Genomic DNA, 20,213 nt, shown 5'->3' with positions numbered 1-20,213 from the left:
GAGAGAGCTTTTGACTTATTTAACGACGTGGATTGGCATACCCATTGCGATTTCTGCCGCTTCCATTGCCATCTCACCGAGTGATGGGTGAGCGTGGATTGTAAGCGCGATATCTTCTGCAGTCATGCCTGCTTCGATGGCGAGACCAAGCTCGGCAATCATATCTGAAGCGCCTGTACCCGCGATTTGAGCACCGATTAAGAGACCGTCCTCTTTACGCGTGATGAGCTTCATGAAGCCGTCTGGCTCGTCGAGAGCGAGGGCACGGCCGTTCGCTGCGAATGGGAATTTCGATACAGTGATCTCAAGTCCTTCTTCTTTTGCGAGTGGCTCTGTGTAACCGACTGTTGCAAGTTCAGGGTCAGTGAAGACGACCGCTGGGATTGCTGAGTAGTCGAGGTATGCTGGCTTACCGGCAGCTGCCTCCGCCGCAATTTTCGCTTCGTAAGAAGCTTTGTGCGCGAGCGGTGGTCCTGGTACGATGTCGCCGATTGCGTAGATGTTTTCGTTCGACGTCTTGCACTGGTCGTCGATTTCGATGATGCCGCGGTCGCTGACTTTAACTTCCGCGTTTTCGAGACCGATGTCGCCAGTGTTTGGACGACGGCCGACTGTGACGAGGACGTAGTCCGCTTCAACAGACTGCTCTTCACCGTTCACTTCAAACTTAACTGTTACGCCGTCTTCTGTTTCCTCGACGCCTTTTGCAAGAGCGTTCGTGTGAATCGTGACGTTACCTTTTTGTTTGAGTTTCTTCTTGACGATTTGCGTCATTTGCGGCTCGAAGCCAGACAAGATGTCGCTTGCGCCTTCAACGACAACGACTTCTGTATCGAAGTTCGCGTACGCTGTGCCAAGCTCCATACCGATGTAACCGCCGCCGATGACGACAAGTTTCTTCGGTACTTCAGGAAGAGCCAATGCGCCAGTTGAAGAAAGGACGCGTTTTGACCATTTGAACGATGGGATCTCGATTGGTGTCGAACCAGTCGCGATGATCGCTTTTTTGAACTTGTAAGGAGTCGAGCTGTCTTCTGTGATAACACGAACTGTGTCTTCAGATGCGAAGAAAGCCTCACCTTGAACGATGTCAATCTTGTTACCTTTCAAAAGGCCTTTGACGCCGCCAGTCAATTTGTTGACGACCGACTGTTTCCAGTCTTGGACTTTTGTGAAGTCGACTGATACGTTGTCAGACGTGATACCCATTGACGAGTGACCTTTTGCGTGCTGGAAGTTGTGACCAGCCGTGATCAACGCTTTTGATGGGATGCAACCGACGTTCAAGCAAACGCCACCAAAGTTACCTTTTTCGACGATTGTGACTTTGAGGCCAAGTTGTGCGCCACGAATGGCTGCGACGTATCCACCAGGACCGGCGCCGATGACAAGCAAATCAGTTTCTTGTGCGAATTCTCCTACTACCATGTTCTTATCCCTCCATCATTAGAAGTGCTGGATCTTGAAGCAAGCGTTTCACCATGTTGAGTGCGTTTTGAGCAGTCGCACCGTCGATGAGGCGGTGGTCAAAGCTGAATGAGAGGGCGAGGACTGGTGCCGCGACGATCTCACCGTCTTTAACGACAGCTTTTTCAGCGATACGGCCGATACCGAGAATCGCAACTTCTGGGTGGTTGATGACAGGTGTGAACCATTGTCCGCCAGCAGAACCGATGTTCGTGATTGTGATCGATCCGCCTTTCATGTCGTCCCCAGCAAGTTTGCCTTCACGTGCTTTACCGGCAAGCTCATTGATGTTTGTAGCGAGTGCGTAGATTGACTTACGGTCCGCTTCTTTGACGACAGGAACAACGAGACCGTTGTCCGTATCGGCAGCGATACCGATGTTGTAGTAGTTTTTGTAGACGATCTCTTCGTTGACATCATCGATTGATGCGTTGATGGCTGGGTAAGCTTTCGCTGCAGCTGTCAATGCTTTAACGACGAATGGCAAGTACGTGAGTTTCACGCCTTGGTCAGCAGCCACTTGTTTGAACTCTTTACGGAGTGCGACGAGTTTCGTGACGTCGACTTCGTCCATGAGTGTAACGTGTGGAGCTGTATGCTTCGAGTTGACCATTGCTTTCGAGATCGCTTTACGGATTCCACGGATTTTCTCACGCGTTTCGAGTTCAGGCGTCGCTGACTCGTAAGGCTTGATTTCCGTTTTAGCAGCTGCTGCTGGAGCAACAGATTCTGTTTTCTCTGTTGTAGCTTCGGCTGTTGGTGCTTCACCGTTTACGAATGCATCGATGTCTTCTTTCAAGATGCGGCCGTTGTCGCCAGAACCTTTGACTTCACGGATGTCGACGCCTTTTTCACGAGCGTACTTGCGGATTGAAGGCATAGCGATGACGCGCTCCGATTTGTGAAGTTGTACTTCACGCGGGCCGTCTTCTTTTACGTCTTCTTTCACGTCTTCCGTCTTCTCTTCAGCTTTTGGCTGTTCAGGAGCTGCTTCCTCTTCGCCTGCTGGCGCGTCACCTTCGATATCGAACGTGATGAGGACGTCACCGACGACCGCAACTGTACCTTCAGAGACTTTAACGTCTTTAACTGTTCCATCAACTGGAGCAGGGATTTCAACGACGGCTTTGTCGTTTTGAACTTCAAGAAGAATGTCATCTTCTTTTACTGTGTCCCCTGCTTTTACGAACCACTTGACGATTTCACCTTCGTGAATTCCTTCACCGATGTCTGGTAATTTAAATTCAAATACTGCCACTGGTTTTTCCTCCCATCAATTCATCATGTAAACACAACGAGGGAGACAATTCTCCCTCATCGTTACTTGAACACGATCAGAAGTTGATAACTTCCTTAACTTTTGCAACGACATCTTTATGGTCAGGTAACCATGCGTCTTCCCCTTGTGCGAAAGCGAAGACCGTGTCTGGTGCAGTTACACGAAGCACTGGTGCCTCGAGGTGAAGAATTGCGCGTTCTTGAATTTCAGTTACGACGTTTGCCGCAATACCTGCTTGACGTTGTGCTTCTTGAACGACGATGGCGCGACCAGTCTTTTTGACTGATTCTACGATTGTGTCGATATCAAGCGGGCTAACTGTCATAAGGTCGATGACTTCGACGTTGATGTCTTCTTTCTCAAGCTCTTCTGCCGCTTTGAGTGACGTGTGGACCATTGCACCGTAAGTGATGATCGAAACGTCAGTTCCTTCGCGCTTCACGTCTGCTTTTCCAAGCTCGATCGTGTAGTCGCCTTCAGGAACTTCGCCACGGAATGAACGGTAAAGTTTCATGTGCTCGAGGAATACGACTGGGTCGTTGTCACGGATCGATGCGATCAAAAGACCTTTAGCATCGTAAGGCGTTGACGGGATGACGACTTTAAGACCAGGTGTCTGAGCCATCAAGCCTTCAAGGCTGTCCGCGTGAAGTTCTGGTGTTTTAACACCGCCACCGAATGGTGAACGGATTGTGATTGGCTGGCTGTAAGCGCCGCCTGAACGGTAACGCATACGTGCCATTTGAGCAGCAACCGAGTCGAAGACTTCGAAAACGAATCCGAAGAACTGAACTTCCATGATTGGACGGAAGCCTGTGAGACCAAGACCGATTGCAAGACCACCGATACCAGACTCAGCAAGCGGCGTGTCGAAGACACGGTCTTCGCCGAGCTCGTCTTGGAGACCTTCCGTCGCACGGAAAACCCCACCGTTTTTACCAACGTCTTCTCCGAAAAGAAGTACTTTCTCGTCGCGCTTCATTTCTACGCGCATCGCATCAGTAATCGCTTGGATCATTGTCATTTGAGCCATAACTTACTTCGACTCCTTTGCTGTATATTCTTCAAGCTGCTCTTTCAAGTTTGAAGGAAGTGTTTCGAACATGTTGTTGATGAAGTCCGAAACTTTTTGTTTTGGTTCTTTGTCGGCGAGGCTGATCGCTTCTTTCACGTCTGCTTTCGCTTGCTCGATGACTTCGTTTTCCATGTCTTCGTTCCAAAGCTTCTTGCCTTCGAGGAAGAGGCGGAAACGTACGAGCGGATCTTTCTCTTGGTACTCTGTATCGAGTTCTTTCGTACGGTAACGTGTTGGGTCATCCCCAGCGAGCGTATGTGGTCCGTAACGGTATGTGAGTGCTTCGATGAGCGTCGGAGTTCCATCAAGTGCGTCTTTACGCGCTTGTTGTGTTGCGGCGAGGACAGCAAGAACGTCCATTCCGTCAACTTGAATTCCGTTGATTCCCGCTGCGACAGCTTTTTGCGCGATCGTTTTAGCTGCAGTTTGCTTCTCAACAGGTGTCGAGATAGCGAAGCGGTTGTTTTGAACGACGAAGATGGCTGGTGATTTGAATGCACCTGCGAAGTTCAATCCTTCGTAGAAGTCACCTTGTGATGAACCACCGTCACCCGTGTAAGTAATGGCGACGTTTGTGTTGCCGTTGCGTTTGAGGCCCATCGCCACACCCGCAGTTTGGATGATTTGTGCCCCGATGATGATTTGTGGCATCAAGACGTTAACGTCTTCAGGAATACGGTTACCTGCGACGTGACCACGTGAGAACAAGAACGCTTGATAAAGCGGAAGTCCGTGGAATACGAGTTGCGGGATATCACGGTAGCCTGGAAGAATCCAGTCTTGTTTGTCGAGCGCATATTGCGTCCCGATCATCGTTGCTTCTTGACCAGCCACTGGCGCGTAGAAACCTAGGCGTCCTTGACGGTTGAGCGAGATGGCACGTTGGTCCCAGATTCGTGTATAAACCATGCGGCGCATAAGCTCCTGAAGTTGCTCGTCCGTTACATCTGGCATTGCGTCTTGGTTGACGACCTCGCCCTTCTCGTCGAGAATACGGAACGTTTGGAAGTTTTCTTCCACGTTTTGAAGTACCTGAACGTTGTTCATTCGTTTCACCTCATCCTTTCAACTATGAGACAATTGTCTTTTTTGTGATCAAACACTACCTCAAATCTTAAGTGTATCTGTCCAAAAAAGCAATCTGTATTAACGTGATTCAGGAAAGTTACACTTATCCTGCCGTTTCCTAGTCAGTATAAAACGGGTTGTTATAATAACGCAAAAAATATGCTCACTCTATAAAAACGCTTACATCAACACATCTTTTCCCTTATTTCGCCTCTGTATCATTTTCATTTCACCTTCTGTACCATCTAAGCGAAATGACTAATAAATATGATATAATTGGTCATATCGCAATGGGAAAGGAAGTTTTGCATGTTAACGATGAAAGATGTGATTCGTGAAGGAGACGAGCGGCTCCGCGCCCGCTCAATCGAAGTGCCGGTCCCACCGACGGCAGAAGACCTCGCGCTACTCGACGAGATGGAGACGTTCCTCGTCAATAGCCAGGATCCCGAGATGAGCGAGAAGTATGAACTTCGGGGCGGTGTCGGCATCGCCGCACCACAACTCGGCGTCAATCGCCGCTTTTTCACGGTCCTGCTCCACGAAGAAGAAGAGACGTTCAAACTATCCATCTTCAATCCGAAGATTACGAGCCACTCGGTCGAACAGACGTACTTGAATGGCGGTGAAGGCTGTCTATCTGTCGACCGTGTCGTCAAAGGCAACGTGCCCCGATACCGACGCATCACGATTGAAGGGTTCGACCGTGACGGCGCCCCGATTAAATTGCGGCTCCGCGGTATGCGCGCCATCGTCTGTCAACATGAGCTCGACCATTTAGATGGGGTGCTCTTTTACGACCGCATCAACACGACCAACCCGTTAGAGACCTACGGTGAGCCGATTTGAGGTGACGAGCTTGAAGAAAAAGGCACTGTTGTTAGTATTCCCATTTCTGTTTCTTTTAATCGGGGGATGTGTCCGAATCGAATATGATGCGACCGTCCACTACGACCAATCGGTCACGTTAGAGACGACGTATGCTTTCCGCGACCATCCGGTCATGAAGCTGCTCAATTTGCGGCTCGATTGGGATACATGGAAACAACAGGCGAATGAGAACGGATATGCGACACGTGACTACTCGAGTCAAGACGACTATGAAGGCATGGTGCTCAAGAAGACGTTCGACAACGTCGATGACCTCCAAAACATTAAAGAGGAGTGGAAGACCGGTCCGGCCGGTATCCTCGTCCCACCTGATATGAAGTTTGATGTCGACAAAGAAGATGGGATTTGGTTTGACTCATACGTCATGAACACGAACCTCGACCTGCGGCTCGACCGCGTCGATTTGCCAGGTCTGAATTTAAGCGGCTCCCCGAAACAACTGGCCGAACGTTACGTTCGTCAAGCCGATATCCGGTTCAATCTGACCGTGCCGACCGGGGTGTTCGTCGAAGACGGTACTGGACTCGATGTTCGGTCGATGAAACATGTCGAGTGGCAAGTGTACGGTGGCCGTCAAAATAATATGACGCTCGTCGCCCACGTGCCGAACGTCAAGGCGTGGATTATCACAGGCGTCATCATCGTCGTCCTTGGCCTAGTCGCTTTCTTTGTTTGGCGGAAATATCGTCAAAACGTCGGTAATCCGGACAAGACGTCGATTCGTTCTCGCATCTTCGGCGGCTTCATCCTCGTCTTGACCCTCGCGTTGATTATCGTGACGATTCGAGAAGAGTTGACGACGGAACGGAAATCTGAGGCGATTCGCCAAGCGGCGCAGACGGACGAGTTCATCCCGACGTTCGCCGTTCACGGCTTGCTCGGGACCGACCGCACATTCCTCCGCTTCTCGCAGTATATGGAACAGCGCGGATTGGCCAAAGATGGGGCGCTCTGTACCGTGACGGTGAAAGGCGCGGCCGATTGCGTCATCAATGACTACAGCTCGAACCGACCGATTGTCCGGATTGAATATGAGGATGCCGAGGCATCGCTCAACAACCAGACGAAGTGGTTGAATGCGGCGATCGAACGCTATAAACAGGAACGAAACCGTTCGTTCGACCGGATGTATTTGATCGGTCACAGCATGGGCGGGGTGGCGGCAGCGAACTATATCTTGAATCAAGACGAATACATCGTCGATAAGTTCGTGACGTATGATAGTCCGTTCGCCGGAACACGACTTGCCAACTTCGGTCTGTCCGCCAGTAATTTCGGGATCAATACCGGCAGTCCTGCCATCCGGGATTTGTCCCCGAGTTCTGACGGGTTGCAGGCGTTCCAAGAAAAACTGGAGACGTGGCCACGCTCTGTCCAAGTGTTCTCCTTCTCGGGACGCGGCGGCGAGTTCAACTTGATTGAGCCATCCAGCTCGCTCCTACTCGAAGAATACACGAACAACATCGAGACGGAAACCGTCCCATACGATCACTTCTCGCTCCACCGGAAGACAGACGTGCTGCGAGACACGGGCAGGTTCCTGTACGAGTTCACGAACGAATTCAATCCAGTCGAAACGAAATGATGAAAACCCGCTCTCTTTGTGAGAGCGGGTTTTGTTCGTCGTCATGTCGATGGTAGCCCGTCCACAACAAAGCCCACCTTCACAGGAAGGCGGGCTTGTGTCAGTAGGTCATCGTCCAAGTGAGTTTCTGGATCCAATAAATCACATACTTTCCGATTGGCAAATCGGTCTGAATCTCATCATAGGCGAGCGTATACGTTCCTTGCTCGTTGTTCCAGAGACGCTTGAAGTACCCGTCGACCTCGCGGATGAACGCTGTCTCCTCGGTCGTGACGACTTCGACATCCGCCTCCAAGTTGTAATCGTTCATGTTGCGGGTCGTATAGTTGCCCGACCCGATGACGACGACTCGACGGTCCCCTTCCACGTACAGCATCTTCGGGTGGTACTGCTCTTCGCCGACTTCGTACCACCGAATCTCGATTTGCTCCGGGTTCACCGTGTTCAATTCCGCGGCGACCGGCAAGTTCGGCAATCCTGACTTGTCGCGCCCGAACGCGTTCGTATTCGGGTCAAGAATCAGTTTGACGAAGACGCCGCGCTCGGCGGCCTCATGAATGGCTTGAATGATGTTTCGGTCGGCCAAGTAGAACATGCCGATCCAAATCGTCTCACCTGATTCCGCTTCTTCCATCGCCTTGATGACGGCGTCCTGAATCTTGGATTCCGTGACGTAGCGGATTTGCATCGGGCCTTCCGACGGCTCGTCGCGCAGATTCGCGAGTTTCTCCTCGCTCGGGAAACGTTCGGCATCCCCTTTCGAGAACGTCGCGATCGCTTCCTCCCCTTCGAGGATGTCCGCTAAAATCGGGCCATCGAGCCGCACCCCGACGTTTGAATGATACCCGCTCGCATCATGCGGGTTGGCCGATAAGACGAAGCCGTCATTCTCGGTCACCATCACTTTGCGGTGATTCGCTTTCACGTTCAAGAGTCGTAAATACGACCGGATCGTGATGTCCGGGGCCGACTTGGCCATCGGGTTCGGGAGCCACCCGTTCTGACTGTCCCCGAACCATTGAAACCCGATGCGATACAGCGTCGAGTATAAGATATTCGGGTCACGGAGCGCATCGAGGTTCGTGTAGACGATCTCGGCGCCCGCTTCTTTCAACACGTCTAAATGATCGGACGCATGACCGTTATACGTCGTATTGATCTCATCCGTGATTAAGACGACGTTCATGTCCGGATACGCTTTCATCTGTTCTAACAAGGCCGACGAGAGGCTAGCCGTGATGTCCGGATATTGCCGGTCTTCATTCGAATATGGGTTGAATAAGAAAAAGTCCATGACGATATATTCCCGTGCCTCGCGGATTGACCGCTCGACGTCTTGAAAAATCTCTTGCTCGTTCACTTCTGTGTCTTTCCCTTGATACGTCAAATCATATAAAAAATCGATTTGGTCATCCGAAATCGTGACCGGTTCCGACGCGCGTGACACGCCGTCCGGCAACGGTTTGACTTGATGGTAAATCATCGTGATGAGGAAAAGTAAAGCAAACGCGGCAAGCCCCCATTTCACCCACCCCTTCTTCCGTTTTGGTCGTTCCATCCGGCACCATCTCCTTATATTGTAGTCCTCTAAAAAACGGGCTGTAGTCACCTACAGCCCGCTCGGTCATACTTCCATGATGATCGGAAGAACCATTGGGTGTCTTCGTGTTTTTTGTGCCAAGTATGGCGTGAGCGTGTCCGAAACGAGTTGCTTCATTTCCGACCACTTCATCTGCTTGTTCGACAGTCCTTGTTCGACCGTCTTTTTGAGCAAGCGCTCCCCATCACGGATCAAGCTACCAGATTCACGCATATAGACGAAACCGCGTGAAATGATGTCTGGACCGGAGACGAGTTTGCGTGTCTTGCCGTCGATGCTGATAACGACAACGACGAGCCCATCTTCTGAAAGGATGCGGCGATCGCGTAAGACGATATTGCCGATGTCCCCGATGCCGTTCCCGTCCACATAAACCGCGTTAGCCGAGATTTTACCCGTGATGGCCGCCGAGTCGGCGTCGACCGCGAGCACTTCTCCATTATCCATGATGAAGCTGTTTTCTTTCGGGATGCCGACCGACTCTGCGAGTTCAGCGTGTTTCACCAACATGCGGTACTCGCCGTGAATCGGCATAAAGAATTTCGGGTTCAGCAAACGGATCATGAGTAATTGCTCTTGTTGCGAACCGTGGCCCGACGTGTGGATGTTCGTCAACTTGCCGTAGACGACGTCCGCGCCGGCTTTATACAATTGGTCGATTGTCTTCCCGACCGAGATGGCGTTCCCCGGAATCGGTGACGACGAGAAGATGACCGTATCTCCAGGAATAACCGATACTTGGCGGTGCGTCCCGTTGGCGATGCGACTGAGCGCTGCCATCGGCTCACCTTGCGAACCGGTACAAAGGATTGCCACTTCATGCGGCTCATAGTTCCGCATTTGATTCGCTTCGATGATCATGCCTTTTGGCACGTTGATGAAGCCGAGCTCTTGCCCGATCGTCATGACTTTGTCCATCGATCGACCGAAGATAGCCAAATGGCGGCCTGTCTCGGCACAAGCATCGACGACTTGTTGCAGACGATAAATGTTCGAGGCGAACGTGGCGAAGATGATGCGGCCTTCCGCTTTCCGGAACGTCTCGCTGATCGTCCCGCCGACGACTTTTTCACTCATCGTGAAGCCTTCGACTTCTGCGTTCGTCGAATCAGACAAGAGACAGAGCACGCCTTCTTTCCCGATGTCTGCCATCTTCGCGATGTCAGCCGGTTCGCCGACCGGTGTGAAGTCAAATTTGAAGTCACCCGTATGAACGATATTTCCTTGTGGTGTCTTGACGACGACACCGAGTGAGTTCGGGATCGAGTGGGTCGTCCGGAAGAACGAGATGCTCGTCTTACGGAATTTAACGATCGTATCCTCATCGATTTCGTGAAGTTCCGCTTCGCGGAGCAATCCATGCTCCTCTAACTTCACTTTAATCAAGCCGAGCGCGAGCTTCGTCGCGTAGATCGGCAATTTCACTTGTTTCAACAGGAACGGGATACCACCGATGTGGTCTTCGTGACCGTGGGTGATGAACACCCCTTTGACTTTATCTTTGTTTTTAATCAAGTACGAGTAATCAGGGATCACGTAATCGATTCCAAGCAAGTCATCCTCCGGGAACATGATGCCCGCATCGATGACGATAATCTCATCTTGGAATTGAACGACGTACGTGTTCTTCCCGATTTCTCCGAGTCCGCCTAAGGCAAACACAGCTGTTTGGTGGTTCTTTACAAACTTCATTTAATCTCTCCTTACTACAAGTAGTTGATGTTCATCTATGTGATACATAAGTGATTCTCGCTATAAAAATTATGTCTCCGTAAGATTCTTTCTTCATTATAGCTTATATTGTGACAATATTTCACTAATGACGTTAGATTGAGGGCGGTTTCTCAATTTCATGTTATGCTTTTTAGTATAAAACTGACTTCATAAAGACAGAGAAAGCATGGTGAAACCACATGGAAGATAAGAAAGTAGTCTTTTTTGATATCGATGGGACGTTGCTCCACGAAGGGTCGTACATTCCACCTTCGACAATCAAAGCCATCGAACAACTCCGCGCAAACGGCGTCGAGACGTTTATCGCGACCGGTCGCGGTCCGGCGATGTTGTCGGACATCCCCGCACAAGTCGGGATTGAGAGTTTCGTCTGTTACAACGGACAAATCGTCGTCCATCAAGGTGAGGTCGTCTACCGAAATGCCTTACCGACAGATGCTCTCCACCGTCTGACAACGCATGCGGGCTCGAACGACCACACGCTTGTCTACCTCGGCCAAGATCGGGGCGGAGCGACGAAAACAAACGACCATGTCGTCGAACAGTCGCTTGGAGAACTCGATATGCCGATCCCGACTTACGAACCGAACTTCCATATCGAACAAGCCGTCTATCAGACGTTACTTTACTGTACACCAGAAGAAGAGCATCATTACTTGGACGCGTACGGCGAATTTGATTTCATCCGTTGGCACCCCCACGCCGTGGACGTCATCAATCGCGGGGCGAGCAAGGCCGATGGCATTCGCCACTTCATCGAGGCGAACGGGTACAGACTCGAAAACACGTATGCGTTCGGCGACGCCTTGAACGACTTGGCAATGCTCGAATACGTCGGGACCGGTATCGCGATGGGCAACGCCCGGACCGAGGCGAAAGAAGTTGCGGACTTCGTCACAAAGTCGATTCTCGAGGATGGCATCGAGTACGGCTTAAAACAAATGAAGCTCATCTAAAAAAAACGAGAGGCGCGCGCCTCTCGTTTTTATCTAGACCGAAGGGTACGTTCGAGTCGGTCCAAGTCTGTATCTTTGCCGATAATAATCAAGATATCTTCTGGCAGAATCATCTCGTCGGCTTGCGGGGAGATGATGACGTCGTCGTCGCGGCGAACGGCGACGATGTTGACGCCGTATTTAGCACGGAGGTCCAAGTCGATGAGCGACTTGTTCGACAACTTATCCGACGCTTTGATTTCAACGATCGAGTGCTCGTTCGAGAGTTCGAGGTAGTCGAGGATGCTTTGACTCATCAACCCGTTCGCGATCCGAACACCCATGTCGCGTTCCGGGTGGACGATGTTATCGGCTCCGATGCGGCGCAACACTTTCTCGTGATAATCGTTCGTCGCCTTCACGGTAATGATTTGAACGCCAAGCTCTTTCAAAATGAGCGTCGTCAAAATCGAGGCTTGAATGTTTTCTCCGATCGCCACGATGACGTGCTCAAAGTTACGAATGCCGAGACTCTTCAATACGTTCTCGTCTGTCGTATCCGCGATGACCGCATGTGTCGCCAGTCCCATAAATTCGTTGACGCGTTCTTCATCGGCATCGATGGCCAACACATCATACCCGTTCGCCGACAATTCACGAACGATTGAGCCGCCAAATCGACCTAATCCGATGACTGCAAATTCACCTGTCATAATTTCATACATCCCTTTCCTACGCTGTTTCTGTTCCCGATTCTTCGTACAGTGTAACCGATTCCCTCCAAAAAAACTATACAAAAAAAGACCGGAATCATCCGGTCTTATGCTTTACCACTCGAACGCTTTCCGCGTACATAGTCATTGTCGAACAAGAACAGGCGAAGTAAGAGATACAGCGCCGGTACGAGGAGGAGCAATCCGAGGATGAAGACGACGACGAGTGCGACCGCCATCGATTCGTTGACGACGCTTCCGTTGATGTCGATGTACGGATAAAGGATATATGGCAAGTGCGTATAACCATATCCGAACCAAGCCATGAAGAATTGACCCATGACCATCAAGAAAGCGAGGCCGTAGTTCCGCTTCAAGTAGACGAATGAAACCGCTACGACGAAGAAGATGAAACTTGCGGCGAACCACCACCAGTTGCCTGCCAAAATGCTCTCATAATGCCAAGCCGCCTGCGACTTCAACCCGAAGAAGACGAGGCCCGAGGCAATAATCGTCGGCACGCTCCAGAACAAGGCCCACTTCCGAACGAGCGGGACCGCTTGAACGTCACGCGCTTTGTCCGCGTAGAATAAAAGGAACATAGCACTGATGTAGAGCACCGACACGATTGCCAAGAAGACAACGGTCCATGAGTAGAAGTTGGTGAACAACTTCATGCCGTCAAAGAAGACGCCGGACTCGGTCTCATTGATGAACCCGCCTTGACTGACCGTGAGGACGGTCGACATCGAGGCTGGGATCAAGAGGCCGGTTGCCCCGTACAAGAACATGTAAAACGTGCTCTCTTTTGAACCGTAGTTGGCGAACGCATAGAAGCTCCCGCGAATCGCCAACAAAATCAAGACGACCGAAGCCGGAACGAGAAGTGCTGTCCCGTAATAGTAGGCCGTATCCGGGAAGAACCCGACGATTCCAACGAAGAAGAAGACGAAGAAGACGTTCGTCACTTCCCACGTCGGTGACAAGTACCGCTGAATCAGACGGTTGATCATGTGGTCACGCTTCGTGTACTTACTATAGAAAGCGAAGAAGCCGGCACCGAAATCAATCGATGCGACGATGAGATAGCCGTACAAAAACGTCCATAGTACGGCAATCCCTAGTTCTTGAATCTGCATGTCATACCCTCCGATCACACTTCATCCGCGAACATCGCTTCACCGCGATGCTCCGATTGTTTTAGTTCTTTCCCTACTGGGTTGTCCTTGAACAGACGAGTCAAGACGAGCACCGTGACTACGCCAAGAACTGCATACAGGATCGCAAAGGCGATAAGCATCCAACCGACGTTCGCTGATGTCGTGGCCGCTTCACTCGTGCGCATCAAATCATAAAGCGCCCAAGGTTGACGACCGAACTCGGCGAAGAACCAGCCGAACTCGATGGCCATCATCGCGAGCGGACCACCCGCTGCGATGGCGATGAGCATCGGTTTACTGAATTGCGGTAACCGCTTGATGTAGCGTCCGAGGACGAACAAGAACGAAATCAGTGCGAGGAGCATCCCGATCCCAACCATCGCATCAAATAGATAGTGGATGAATAGCGGTGGCTGGTCTTCTTTCGCGAATTCATCAAGACCTGTTACCTCGTAGTTCGGTACGCCGCCAGCTAAGATGGACAAGGCGTATGGAATCTTCAAAGCGCCACGTACTTCGTAACCGCCTTCCCCGTCTTCCTCGAGCCAGCCGCCTAGGATAAGCTCAGCTTCCGAGGAGGTTTCAAAGTGCCACTCCGCAGCCGCCAATTTATCCGGCTGGTACTTCGCCAAGTATTTCCCTGAGAAGTCCCCGACAAGAGCAGTCGCGATTGCGAAGATGAGTGCGACGGTCATCGTCAAGCGAAGTCCTTTTTTGTGATACTCGATTGACAACTTGTCGAGCTGGTTCCGTCGCTGACGGAGCAACTGGACGGCCGCGATCGCCGCAAGGATGAACGCCGACGTCAAGATAGCCGACGTCAAGACGTGCGCCATTTTCGTTGGCATCGCTGGGCTGAACATCGCTTCAAGCGGGCTCACGTTGGCAAGCCGTCCGTCGACGATATCAAACCCGACCGGTTGGTTCATGAAGCTGTTCACGGTCGTAATGAAGAAACCTGAGAACAAGGCACCGACCGCGACCGGAATCCCGAGAAGCATATGGTGCCACGGGTTTTTAAATCGATCCCACGTGTACAAATAAATTCCGAGGAAGATCGCCTCAAAGAAGAACGCGAACGTTTCCATGAACAATGGGAGTGCGATCGTTTGACCGGCTACCCGCATCAAGTTCGGCCAAAGTAAGGACAGCTGAAGCCCGATTGCCGTACCCGTCACAACACCGACCGCTACTGTGACAACATAGCCCCGTGACCAACGACGGGCCATCAAGGTATATTTCGGATCTTTCTTTTTAATGCCTAGAAACTCTGCCAATAAAATTAAAAGTGGAACCCCGACGCCGATTGTGGCAAATATCACGTGGAAACCCAACGTGAGTGCCGTTAACGCCCGGCTCATCAGGACAGGATCTTGAAACATCTATTGATTACCTCCTATCTCTCTCTAGCGCTTTAAACCAATGTCTATCGCGCAACATCACAGATGATTTCCCTTGGATACCCTTATCATAATGATTTTATATAGCGCTGTAATGTCTCAATGCTTGAGTTCGCAAAATGTTCACATTTGAGCATGATTAACAATATCGACGCTTTACAAGTCTTATTTATTTCCCGAATTTTTAACCGTTCACGCACAATTCAACACATTTCGCACAAAAAAGCGGACACCGTCGTGTCCGCTCCCTTCATTTAATGATCGCTGTTCGAAAGAAATGATCGAACAGCTCGATGGCGACATCGATCGCCCGCTCGTCCGGATTGAACGTTGATTGATGGAGCCCTGAACCCATATCGTTCACGCCGAGCCAGACCATGAAGCCCGGTACTTGCTTCAACATGTAACCAAAATCTTCGCCGGTCATGGCGGGGACACACGTCTTGTACGAATACCCGACTTCTTCGACTACTTCTTCAAACTGGAACAAATAACGTTCGTCATTGACGACCTCGTGATAGCGATTGCCGAACTCTAGGTCGATTTGAACGTTATACGTCATCTCCACTCCGGCGATGATTTGACGGATACGCCCTTCGAGCACGACCATCTCCTTATCCGACAGCGCCCGGATCGTCCCGTCGAGTTTCGCCGTGTCGGCGATGATGTTCTCTTTGGTGCCGGCCGCAACCTTACCGATCGAGATGACAGCACTCCCCATCGGATCGATGTTCCGTGAGATGACCGTTTGAAGTTGCATGATTAAGGCAGCTTGGACGATCACGGCGTCAATCCCGGCATGCGGGAAGGCCCCGTGACCACCTTTCCCGTGAATCGTCAGATGCAGTTCACGCGCACTCGCGAACAAGACACCCGGGCGCGAGGCGATCGTGCCGACCGGATATTCCGGAGCCACATGAAGGCCGAACATCGCATCGGGACGGAAATGATAGAACAGTTCCGACACGGCCATCGGCTCGGCACCGCCCGGACCTTCCTCTGCCGGTTGGAAAAAGATGACGAGGTCGTGGTCGAGCGGCTCCTCGACGGCACGTTTGATTAACCCAAGGGCGATCGCCATGTGAACGTCGTGACCACAGGCGTGCATCATCCCCTCATGGACCGAGGCGAACTCGAGTCCTGTCTCTTCTGTGATCGGCAAGCCGTCCATGTCGGCCCGGTACCCAATCGTCTTCTCACCGACAAGACCATCAATGCGGACGAACAGGCCGGTGCGCCAATGTGAGATATGCACCCGTGGCGAGTTCAAGGACCGGATCAATTCCTCAAGCGTCGCCTGTGTCTTGAACTCTTCATAACCTCGTTCTGGAATCAAATGTAACTGCCGTCTTGCTTCAATTGCCCAACTCATTCCACACTCTCCTTTGTCACTTCATTCACGATTTCCCAAAATGCCTTCACTTGCGCCAACTCGAGCATCGATTCGGTCGACAACATCCACGTATCTCGGACGAGCGGTGTCCCGTTCGACGAGGTGAGCGGAATCTTATTGATCGCCTCGACATCGCGGATCGTCGACTCCGGCAAAATCGCGAAGCCGATTCCATGGAGCGCCATCTGTTTGCACGTCTCAATCTGATCAACGACGAGCGTCGTCAGCGGCGGGCTCGAGAACCGTTCCTGCCACCATTCGAGAATCTCTTGATAATACGTCGAGTCGCTCTTAAATTGAATGAATGAGCGCTCGTTGTTTTTGAGTTGCTTTAAATCGGTCATCCGCATATCGACCAAGTGGAGCGAATCTGAGAACAGTTTCATCTTCTCGCCGCGCCAGTCAGGGTTCCCCCGGATGATACCGATATGAAAATTTTCTTCTAGCATATAGCGCATCATCTCGCTTGACCAGCCCGTGACGAGTTTGACCCGGACCGACGGATACCGCTCCATGAATCGTTTCAAGACGCGGGGCAGCCAATACTGTCCCATGATGGACGCTACGGCGATTTTTAATGTACCGTACACCTCACCTTGTTGCGCCGTCAACTCCCCACGCAGCTCCTGTTCTTCGCTGTACATCTTCTTTGCGAAGTCGATGATCTTTTCTCCGTCTGGTGTGAGCGCGAGCCCGCGCGTCGAACGGACGAATATCTTTTTACCCCATTGGTGCTCGATCGTGACGAGACGTTGACTGAGCGCGGGCTGGGAGACGAATAACCGCTCCGCTGCTTTGCGCATGTTCAACTCCTCGGCGAGGACGATCAACACTTCCACTTCTGATACTTGCATGACGTCACCTGTTTCTCTATCGTTTCAAAGATTGTATACTGGATACGTTATTGCTTCACTGTATCATATCATGTTTGTCGATTAGTTTTGAATCGTCAGGAGGAAATCAGATGCAACGTCATCATTTTGCCTTTATTGTCGCCACCATCGCGACGCTCGGCAGTCTTTATTTCTCGGAAATCATGCTGTACGTGCCATGCAAGTTATGCTGGTTCCAACGGATATTTATGTATCCGCTCGCCATCTATTATTTGACGGTCATGGTCTCAAACCGTGCTGTGAACAAATTGTTCGTCGGTCTCATGGCCGGGGCGGGTTGGGCGATTGCCCTCTATCACGTCGTTCTCGAACGCATCCCGAACGGCGACGCGTTCTGCAGTAACGACTGTTTGATTCGTTGGGTGAACTACTTTGGATTCATCACGATCCCGCTGCTCAGCTTGATCGCGTTCACGCTCATCTTGCTCATCCAATTCGTGCCGACACGCTCGAAGCGCTAATACGTGACACACAAAAGAACCGGTCTAAGGATCGGTTCTTTTGTGTGATTAAATCGCGCGTCCCTTTCGGCGCCCATGCTTTCCGCGGGCAATCACGGTGCCCCATCGCGACGGTCTGACTGTCCAGTACCAAGGCCGGCACCCGAACTCCTAGGGGAGAGCGATGCAAGGATGACCCCGTAAAGCGCGATTCGCGCTGCGGAGGCATCCGCATCGCCCCATGAACGGAGGGTGCCGGCAAAGGCAATACAGAACTTGGCTCATCATACAAAAAAGAACCAACCCGGGGGCTGGTTCTTTTTGATTACTGCCACCACTCGTCGTAGAGCGAGGCTGGCATATGATGCTTATGGCGCGACCGCTTGAAGATCGTCTCGATCCGCTCGGCGATGGCCGGGTCGATCTCTTTGCCTTCTAAGTAGTCATCGAGCTGATCATACGTCATCCCGAGAGCGACCTCGTCCGGGAGTCCCGGCTTGTCATCTTCTAAGTCAGCCGTCGGCACTTTATAGATTAAACTCTCATGCGCTTCAAGTTCATGGAGCAACGCCTTGCCTTGGCGTTTGTTGAGTCCGGTGAGCGGCGTCAAGTCGGCAGCCCCATCGCCATGCTTCGTGTAAAAGCCCGTCACATATTCAGCCGCATGATCCGTACCGACGACGAGCGCGCCGAACGTGGCGGCGATATCGTATTGAACTTTCATCCGCTCGCGTGCTTTCGTGTTCCCTTTATGGAAGTCACCGAGCTCAAGTCCGGTCGCTTGTGCGAATGCTTCAGCCGAGGCGTCGACGGCCGGCTTCACGTTGACCGTGAACGTCTTGTCCGGACGGATGAATTCGAGGGCGCGCTTCGCATCCGCTTCGTCATGTTGTTCCCCATACGGAAGACGGACGGCGTAGAACGTGTACTCCGCGCCCGTTTCTTGACGCAACTCTTCCATCGCCTGCTGACAGAGTTTACCGGCGAGCGTCGAGTCCTGTCCACCCGAGATGCCAAGGACGAGCCCTTTCGCCCCTGCCCGTTTAACATAAGCCTTTAAAAAATCGGTCCGAAGACGAATTTCTTCGGCCGGGTTAATCGATGGTTTGACATGTGTCGATTCGATAATATGTTGCTGCATACTCAACTTCCTCCCTAACTGATATCGGTTTGACTAATTGTCTGACAATCTGGGGGTGCCGTCAACTTGTTTCATTCCCGAAAAAAAACGACGGAAACCTCAGTTTCCGTCGTTCGCTTATTGGATGCGGAACGAGGCTACGTCTCCGCCAATCGGTGTCATCTCCAAGAACAGCGTTTTCCCGACCGGAGGTTCTTCGTCCAATAGAACGCCGAACGTAAAGCCGCCGCTCGTCACTTCTGCCGCGCCTTGGGCATACAGGTTATGACCGTCCGACACACTCCACTCAAACTCTTCGACGTCCGTGTAGCCAGACACGTCGATCGCGTTACCGTTCAGTTTGATGGCGACATCGCGGAACGCACCGTTCGTTTGGGCCGGCTGATCGCTCGGCTCTTCCGTCGGCTCTTCCGCCGGTTCTTCGCTCGTTCCCTCTTCTGCCGGTGGCTCCGCCGCTTCGACCGTCAAAGTCTGTTGATCCGTGACCGCCATTTCAGGTGCACCGTTGACTTGGGCCAGTCCGACGAAATCGACTGTATAGTCCCCGGCTTCAAGCGTGAGCGGGAACACTTCATCGAACACTTTCTTCTCGCCTGGCTCCCACGTCTCTTCGATAATCGATTCCGTGAACATATATTCACTGCCGTAATCGAAGACGGTCGTATCACCGTTCATCACCGTCATTTGAAACCGTTGAGACGAGTTGAACGTTACCTTGACCGGTTCTTCGTTCGGGTTTGTCATCGACACCGTCGTCGACAGTTGTTTCGATTCGGCATCGTAGCTCACGTCCGTATCGAGCGTCAATAAAGCAGGCGGTGTCGACGCGGTGTCGTCCACATCGCTCGGGTTCGCTTCTTCTTTGCTGCACGCCGCCACAACCAATATCATCGCCGTGACGATGGCCAATAACCAAGTCTTCTTCACGTATCCCACTCTCCTCTGAAAAATAAAAAAACGTCTATAGCACTAGTGTAAACGTTCGTGCAGACGTTTGTAATGGGTTTACGTATATTATTCACCTTTATTATGAAACTTGGACGTTTTCCACGTACTGTTGCCAACCAGTCATGAACAACGCGTCGGCGACGTCGATGTCGGAACGAACTTGTGCAGAGATCGAGAACGTCTCACTGTGAATCGATTCAAAGATGACCGTGATCATACCATCGACGACTTCCTTATAGGCTACGAGTTCTGGGGTTTCTGCAAAAAGCATCATGAGTATGGCTCCTTTGTTGGTATAAGATACGTTTAGTGTATCAACGATTCGCAAGAAAAAACGTCCCATCGTTCGACAGGCCAAAAGACCCGTTTACCCAACTGTCGAATAACTGGTATCGATTGTTAGTCATTTGGATGAATTATCAAATTGAATACGAGAAAAGAGAGACGAATCGCATGAGGATTCGTCTCTCTTCCCTGTAACTGTAAAAAAA

At 51.4% G+C, this 20,213-nt stretch carries 18 protein-coding genes; 4 read left to right on the top strand and 14 right to left on the bottom strand.

The genetic code is table 11. The features are described from left to right. Nucleotides 1-15 precede the first annotated feature (15 nt). The 4 genes from lpdA to pdhA all read right to left on the bottom strand — a co-directional run bounded on the left by lpdA (nt 16) and on the right by pdhA (nt 4,868). Nucleotides 16-1,428 (bottom strand): dihydrolipoyl dehydrogenase, encoded by a 1,413-nt coding sequence (gene lpdA, locus KNP06_RS03475; RefSeq protein ID WP_214710545.1) that lies wholly within the window; start codon nt 1,426-1,428, stop codon nt 16-18. Between the two features lie 4 nt (nt 1,429-1,432). Then, nucleotides 1,433-2,725, bottom strand: a complete 1,293-nt coding sequence (locus tag KNP06_RS03470; RefSeq protein ID WP_214710544.1) for a dihydrolipoamide acetyltransferase family protein — start codon at nt 2,723-2,725, stop codon at nt 1,433-1,435. Between the two features lie 76 nt (nt 2,726-2,801). Beyond that, entirely contained in the window at nt 2,802-3,779 is a 978-nt protein-coding gene (locus KNP06_RS03465) for an alpha-ketoacid dehydrogenase subunit beta (protein WP_214710543.1), read from the bottom strand. Between the two features lie 3 nt (nt 3,780-3,782). Next, entirely contained in the window at nt 3,783-4,868 is a 1,086-nt protein-coding gene (gene pdhA, locus KNP06_RS03460; protein ID WP_214710542.1) for a pyruvate dehydrogenase (acetyl-transferring) E1 component subunit alpha, read from the bottom strand. A 330-nt stretch (nt 4,869-5,198) separates the two neighbouring features. Between pdhA and def the strand changes: the two genes are divergently transcribed. Both def and KNP06_RS03450 read left to right on the top strand, forming a co-directional pair. Then, nucleotides 5,199-5,738 (top strand): peptide deformylase, encoded by a 540-nt coding sequence (gene def, locus KNP06_RS03455; RefSeq protein ID WP_214710541.1) that lies wholly within the window; start codon nt 5,199-5,201, stop codon nt 5,736-5,738. 1 nt (nt 5,739) lies between these two features. Next, nucleotides 5,740-7,365, top strand: coding sequence for an alpha/beta hydrolase (locus tag KNP06_RS03450; RefSeq protein ID WP_214710637.1), 1,626 nt, complete (start codon nt 5,740-5,742; stop codon nt 7,363-7,365). A 100-nt stretch (nt 7,366-7,465) separates the two neighbouring features. Here the strand turns inward: KNP06_RS03450 and KNP06_RS03445 are convergent, their stop codons facing one another. After that, nucleotides 7,466-8,923, bottom strand: a complete 1,458-nt coding sequence (locus tag KNP06_RS03445) for a phospholipase D family protein (protein WP_214710540.1) — start codon at nt 8,921-8,923, stop codon at nt 7,466-7,468. 66 nt (nt 8,924-8,989) lie between these two features. Further along, on the bottom strand, nt 8,990-10,657 hold the full coding sequence (gene rnjA, locus KNP06_RS03440; protein WP_034777003.1) for a ribonuclease J1: 1,668 nt from the start codon (nt 10,655-10,657) through the stop codon (nt 8,990-8,992). A 221-nt stretch (nt 10,658-10,878) separates the two neighbouring features. Between rnjA and KNP06_RS03435 the strand changes: the two genes are divergently transcribed. After that, on the top strand, nt 10,879-11,655 hold the full coding sequence (locus KNP06_RS03435) for a Cof-type HAD-IIB family hydrolase (protein WP_214710539.1): 777 nt from the start codon (nt 10,879-10,881) through the stop codon (nt 11,653-11,655). 29 nt (nt 11,656-11,684) lie between these two features. On the opposite strand, the gene KNP06_RS03430 is transcribed toward KNP06_RS03435, so the two are convergent. From KNP06_RS03430 to KNP06_RS03410, 5 genes are all read right to left on the bottom strand, one after another. Further along, the gene (locus KNP06_RS03430; protein WP_034779811.1) at nt 11,685-12,347 is read right to left on the bottom strand and encodes a potassium channel family protein; all 663 of its coding nucleotides are present in this window, start codon (nt 12,345-12,347) and stop codon (nt 11,685-11,687) included. Nucleotides 12,348-12,454: 107 nt separating this feature from the next. Next, entirely contained in the window at nt 12,455-13,486 is a 1,032-nt protein-coding gene (locus KNP06_RS03425; protein ID WP_034777001.1) for a cytochrome d ubiquinol oxidase subunit II, read from the bottom strand. A gap of 14 nt (nt 13,487-13,500) precedes the next feature. Beyond that, nucleotides 13,501-14,889, bottom strand: coding sequence for a cytochrome ubiquinol oxidase subunit I (locus tag KNP06_RS03420; protein WP_034777000.1), 1,389 nt, complete (start codon nt 14,887-14,889; stop codon nt 13,501-13,503). 268 nt (nt 14,890-15,157) lie between these two features. Beyond that, a complete protein-coding gene (locus KNP06_RS03415) occupies nt 15,158-16,279 on the bottom strand; it encodes an N-acetyldiaminopimelate deacetylase (RefSeq protein ID WP_214710538.1) in 1,122 nt (373 codons plus the stop codon). Next, complete coding sequence (locus KNP06_RS03410; protein ID WP_214710537.1) at nt 16,276-17,154, bottom strand: transcriptional regulator CcpC; 879 nt, start codon at nt 17,152-17,154, stop codon at nt 16,276-16,278. Before KNP06_RS03410 ends, KNP06_RS03415 begins: the two co-directional genes overlap by 4 nt. 110 nt (nt 17,155-17,264) lie before the next feature. Here KNP06_RS03410 and KNP06_RS03405 point away from each other — a divergent pair, with 110 nt between their 5' ends. Next, complete coding sequence (locus tag KNP06_RS03405; RefSeq protein ID WP_034776995.1) at nt 17,265-17,654, top strand: disulfide bond formation protein B; 390 nt, start codon at nt 17,265-17,267, stop codon at nt 17,652-17,654. A gap of 304 nt (nt 17,655-17,958) precedes the next feature. Here KNP06_RS03405 and nadE read toward each other — a convergent pair whose 3' ends face one another. From nadE to KNP06_RS03390, 3 genes are all read right to left on the bottom strand, one after another. Then, the gene (gene nadE / locus KNP06_RS03400; protein ID WP_034776993.1) at nt 17,959-18,774 is read right to left on the bottom strand and encodes an ammonia-dependent NAD(+) synthetase; all 816 of its coding nucleotides are present in this window, start codon (nt 18,772-18,774) and stop codon (nt 17,959-17,961) included. Between the two features lie 117 nt (nt 18,775-18,891). Beyond that, on the bottom strand, nt 18,892-19,701 hold the full coding sequence (locus KNP06_RS03395; RefSeq protein ID WP_308162223.1) for a BsuPI-related putative proteinase inhibitor: 810 nt from the start codon (nt 19,699-19,701) through the stop codon (nt 18,892-18,894). A gap of 100 nt (nt 19,702-19,801) precedes the next feature. After that, on the bottom strand, nt 19,802-19,996 hold the full coding sequence (locus KNP06_RS03390; protein ID WP_021066980.1) for a hypothetical protein: 195 nt from the start codon (nt 19,994-19,996) through the stop codon (nt 19,802-19,804). Between the last annotated feature and the right edge of the window lie 217 nt (nt 19,997-20,213).

The sequence above is a fragment of the Exiguobacterium sp. s21 genome (genome assembly GCF_018617975.1).
GTDB classification, from domain to species: Bacteria; Bacillota; Bacilli; order Exiguobacteriales; family Exiguobacteriaceae; genus Exiguobacterium; species Exiguobacterium mexicanum_A.
This window is presented reverse-complemented; position numbering and strand designations above follow the sequence as displayed.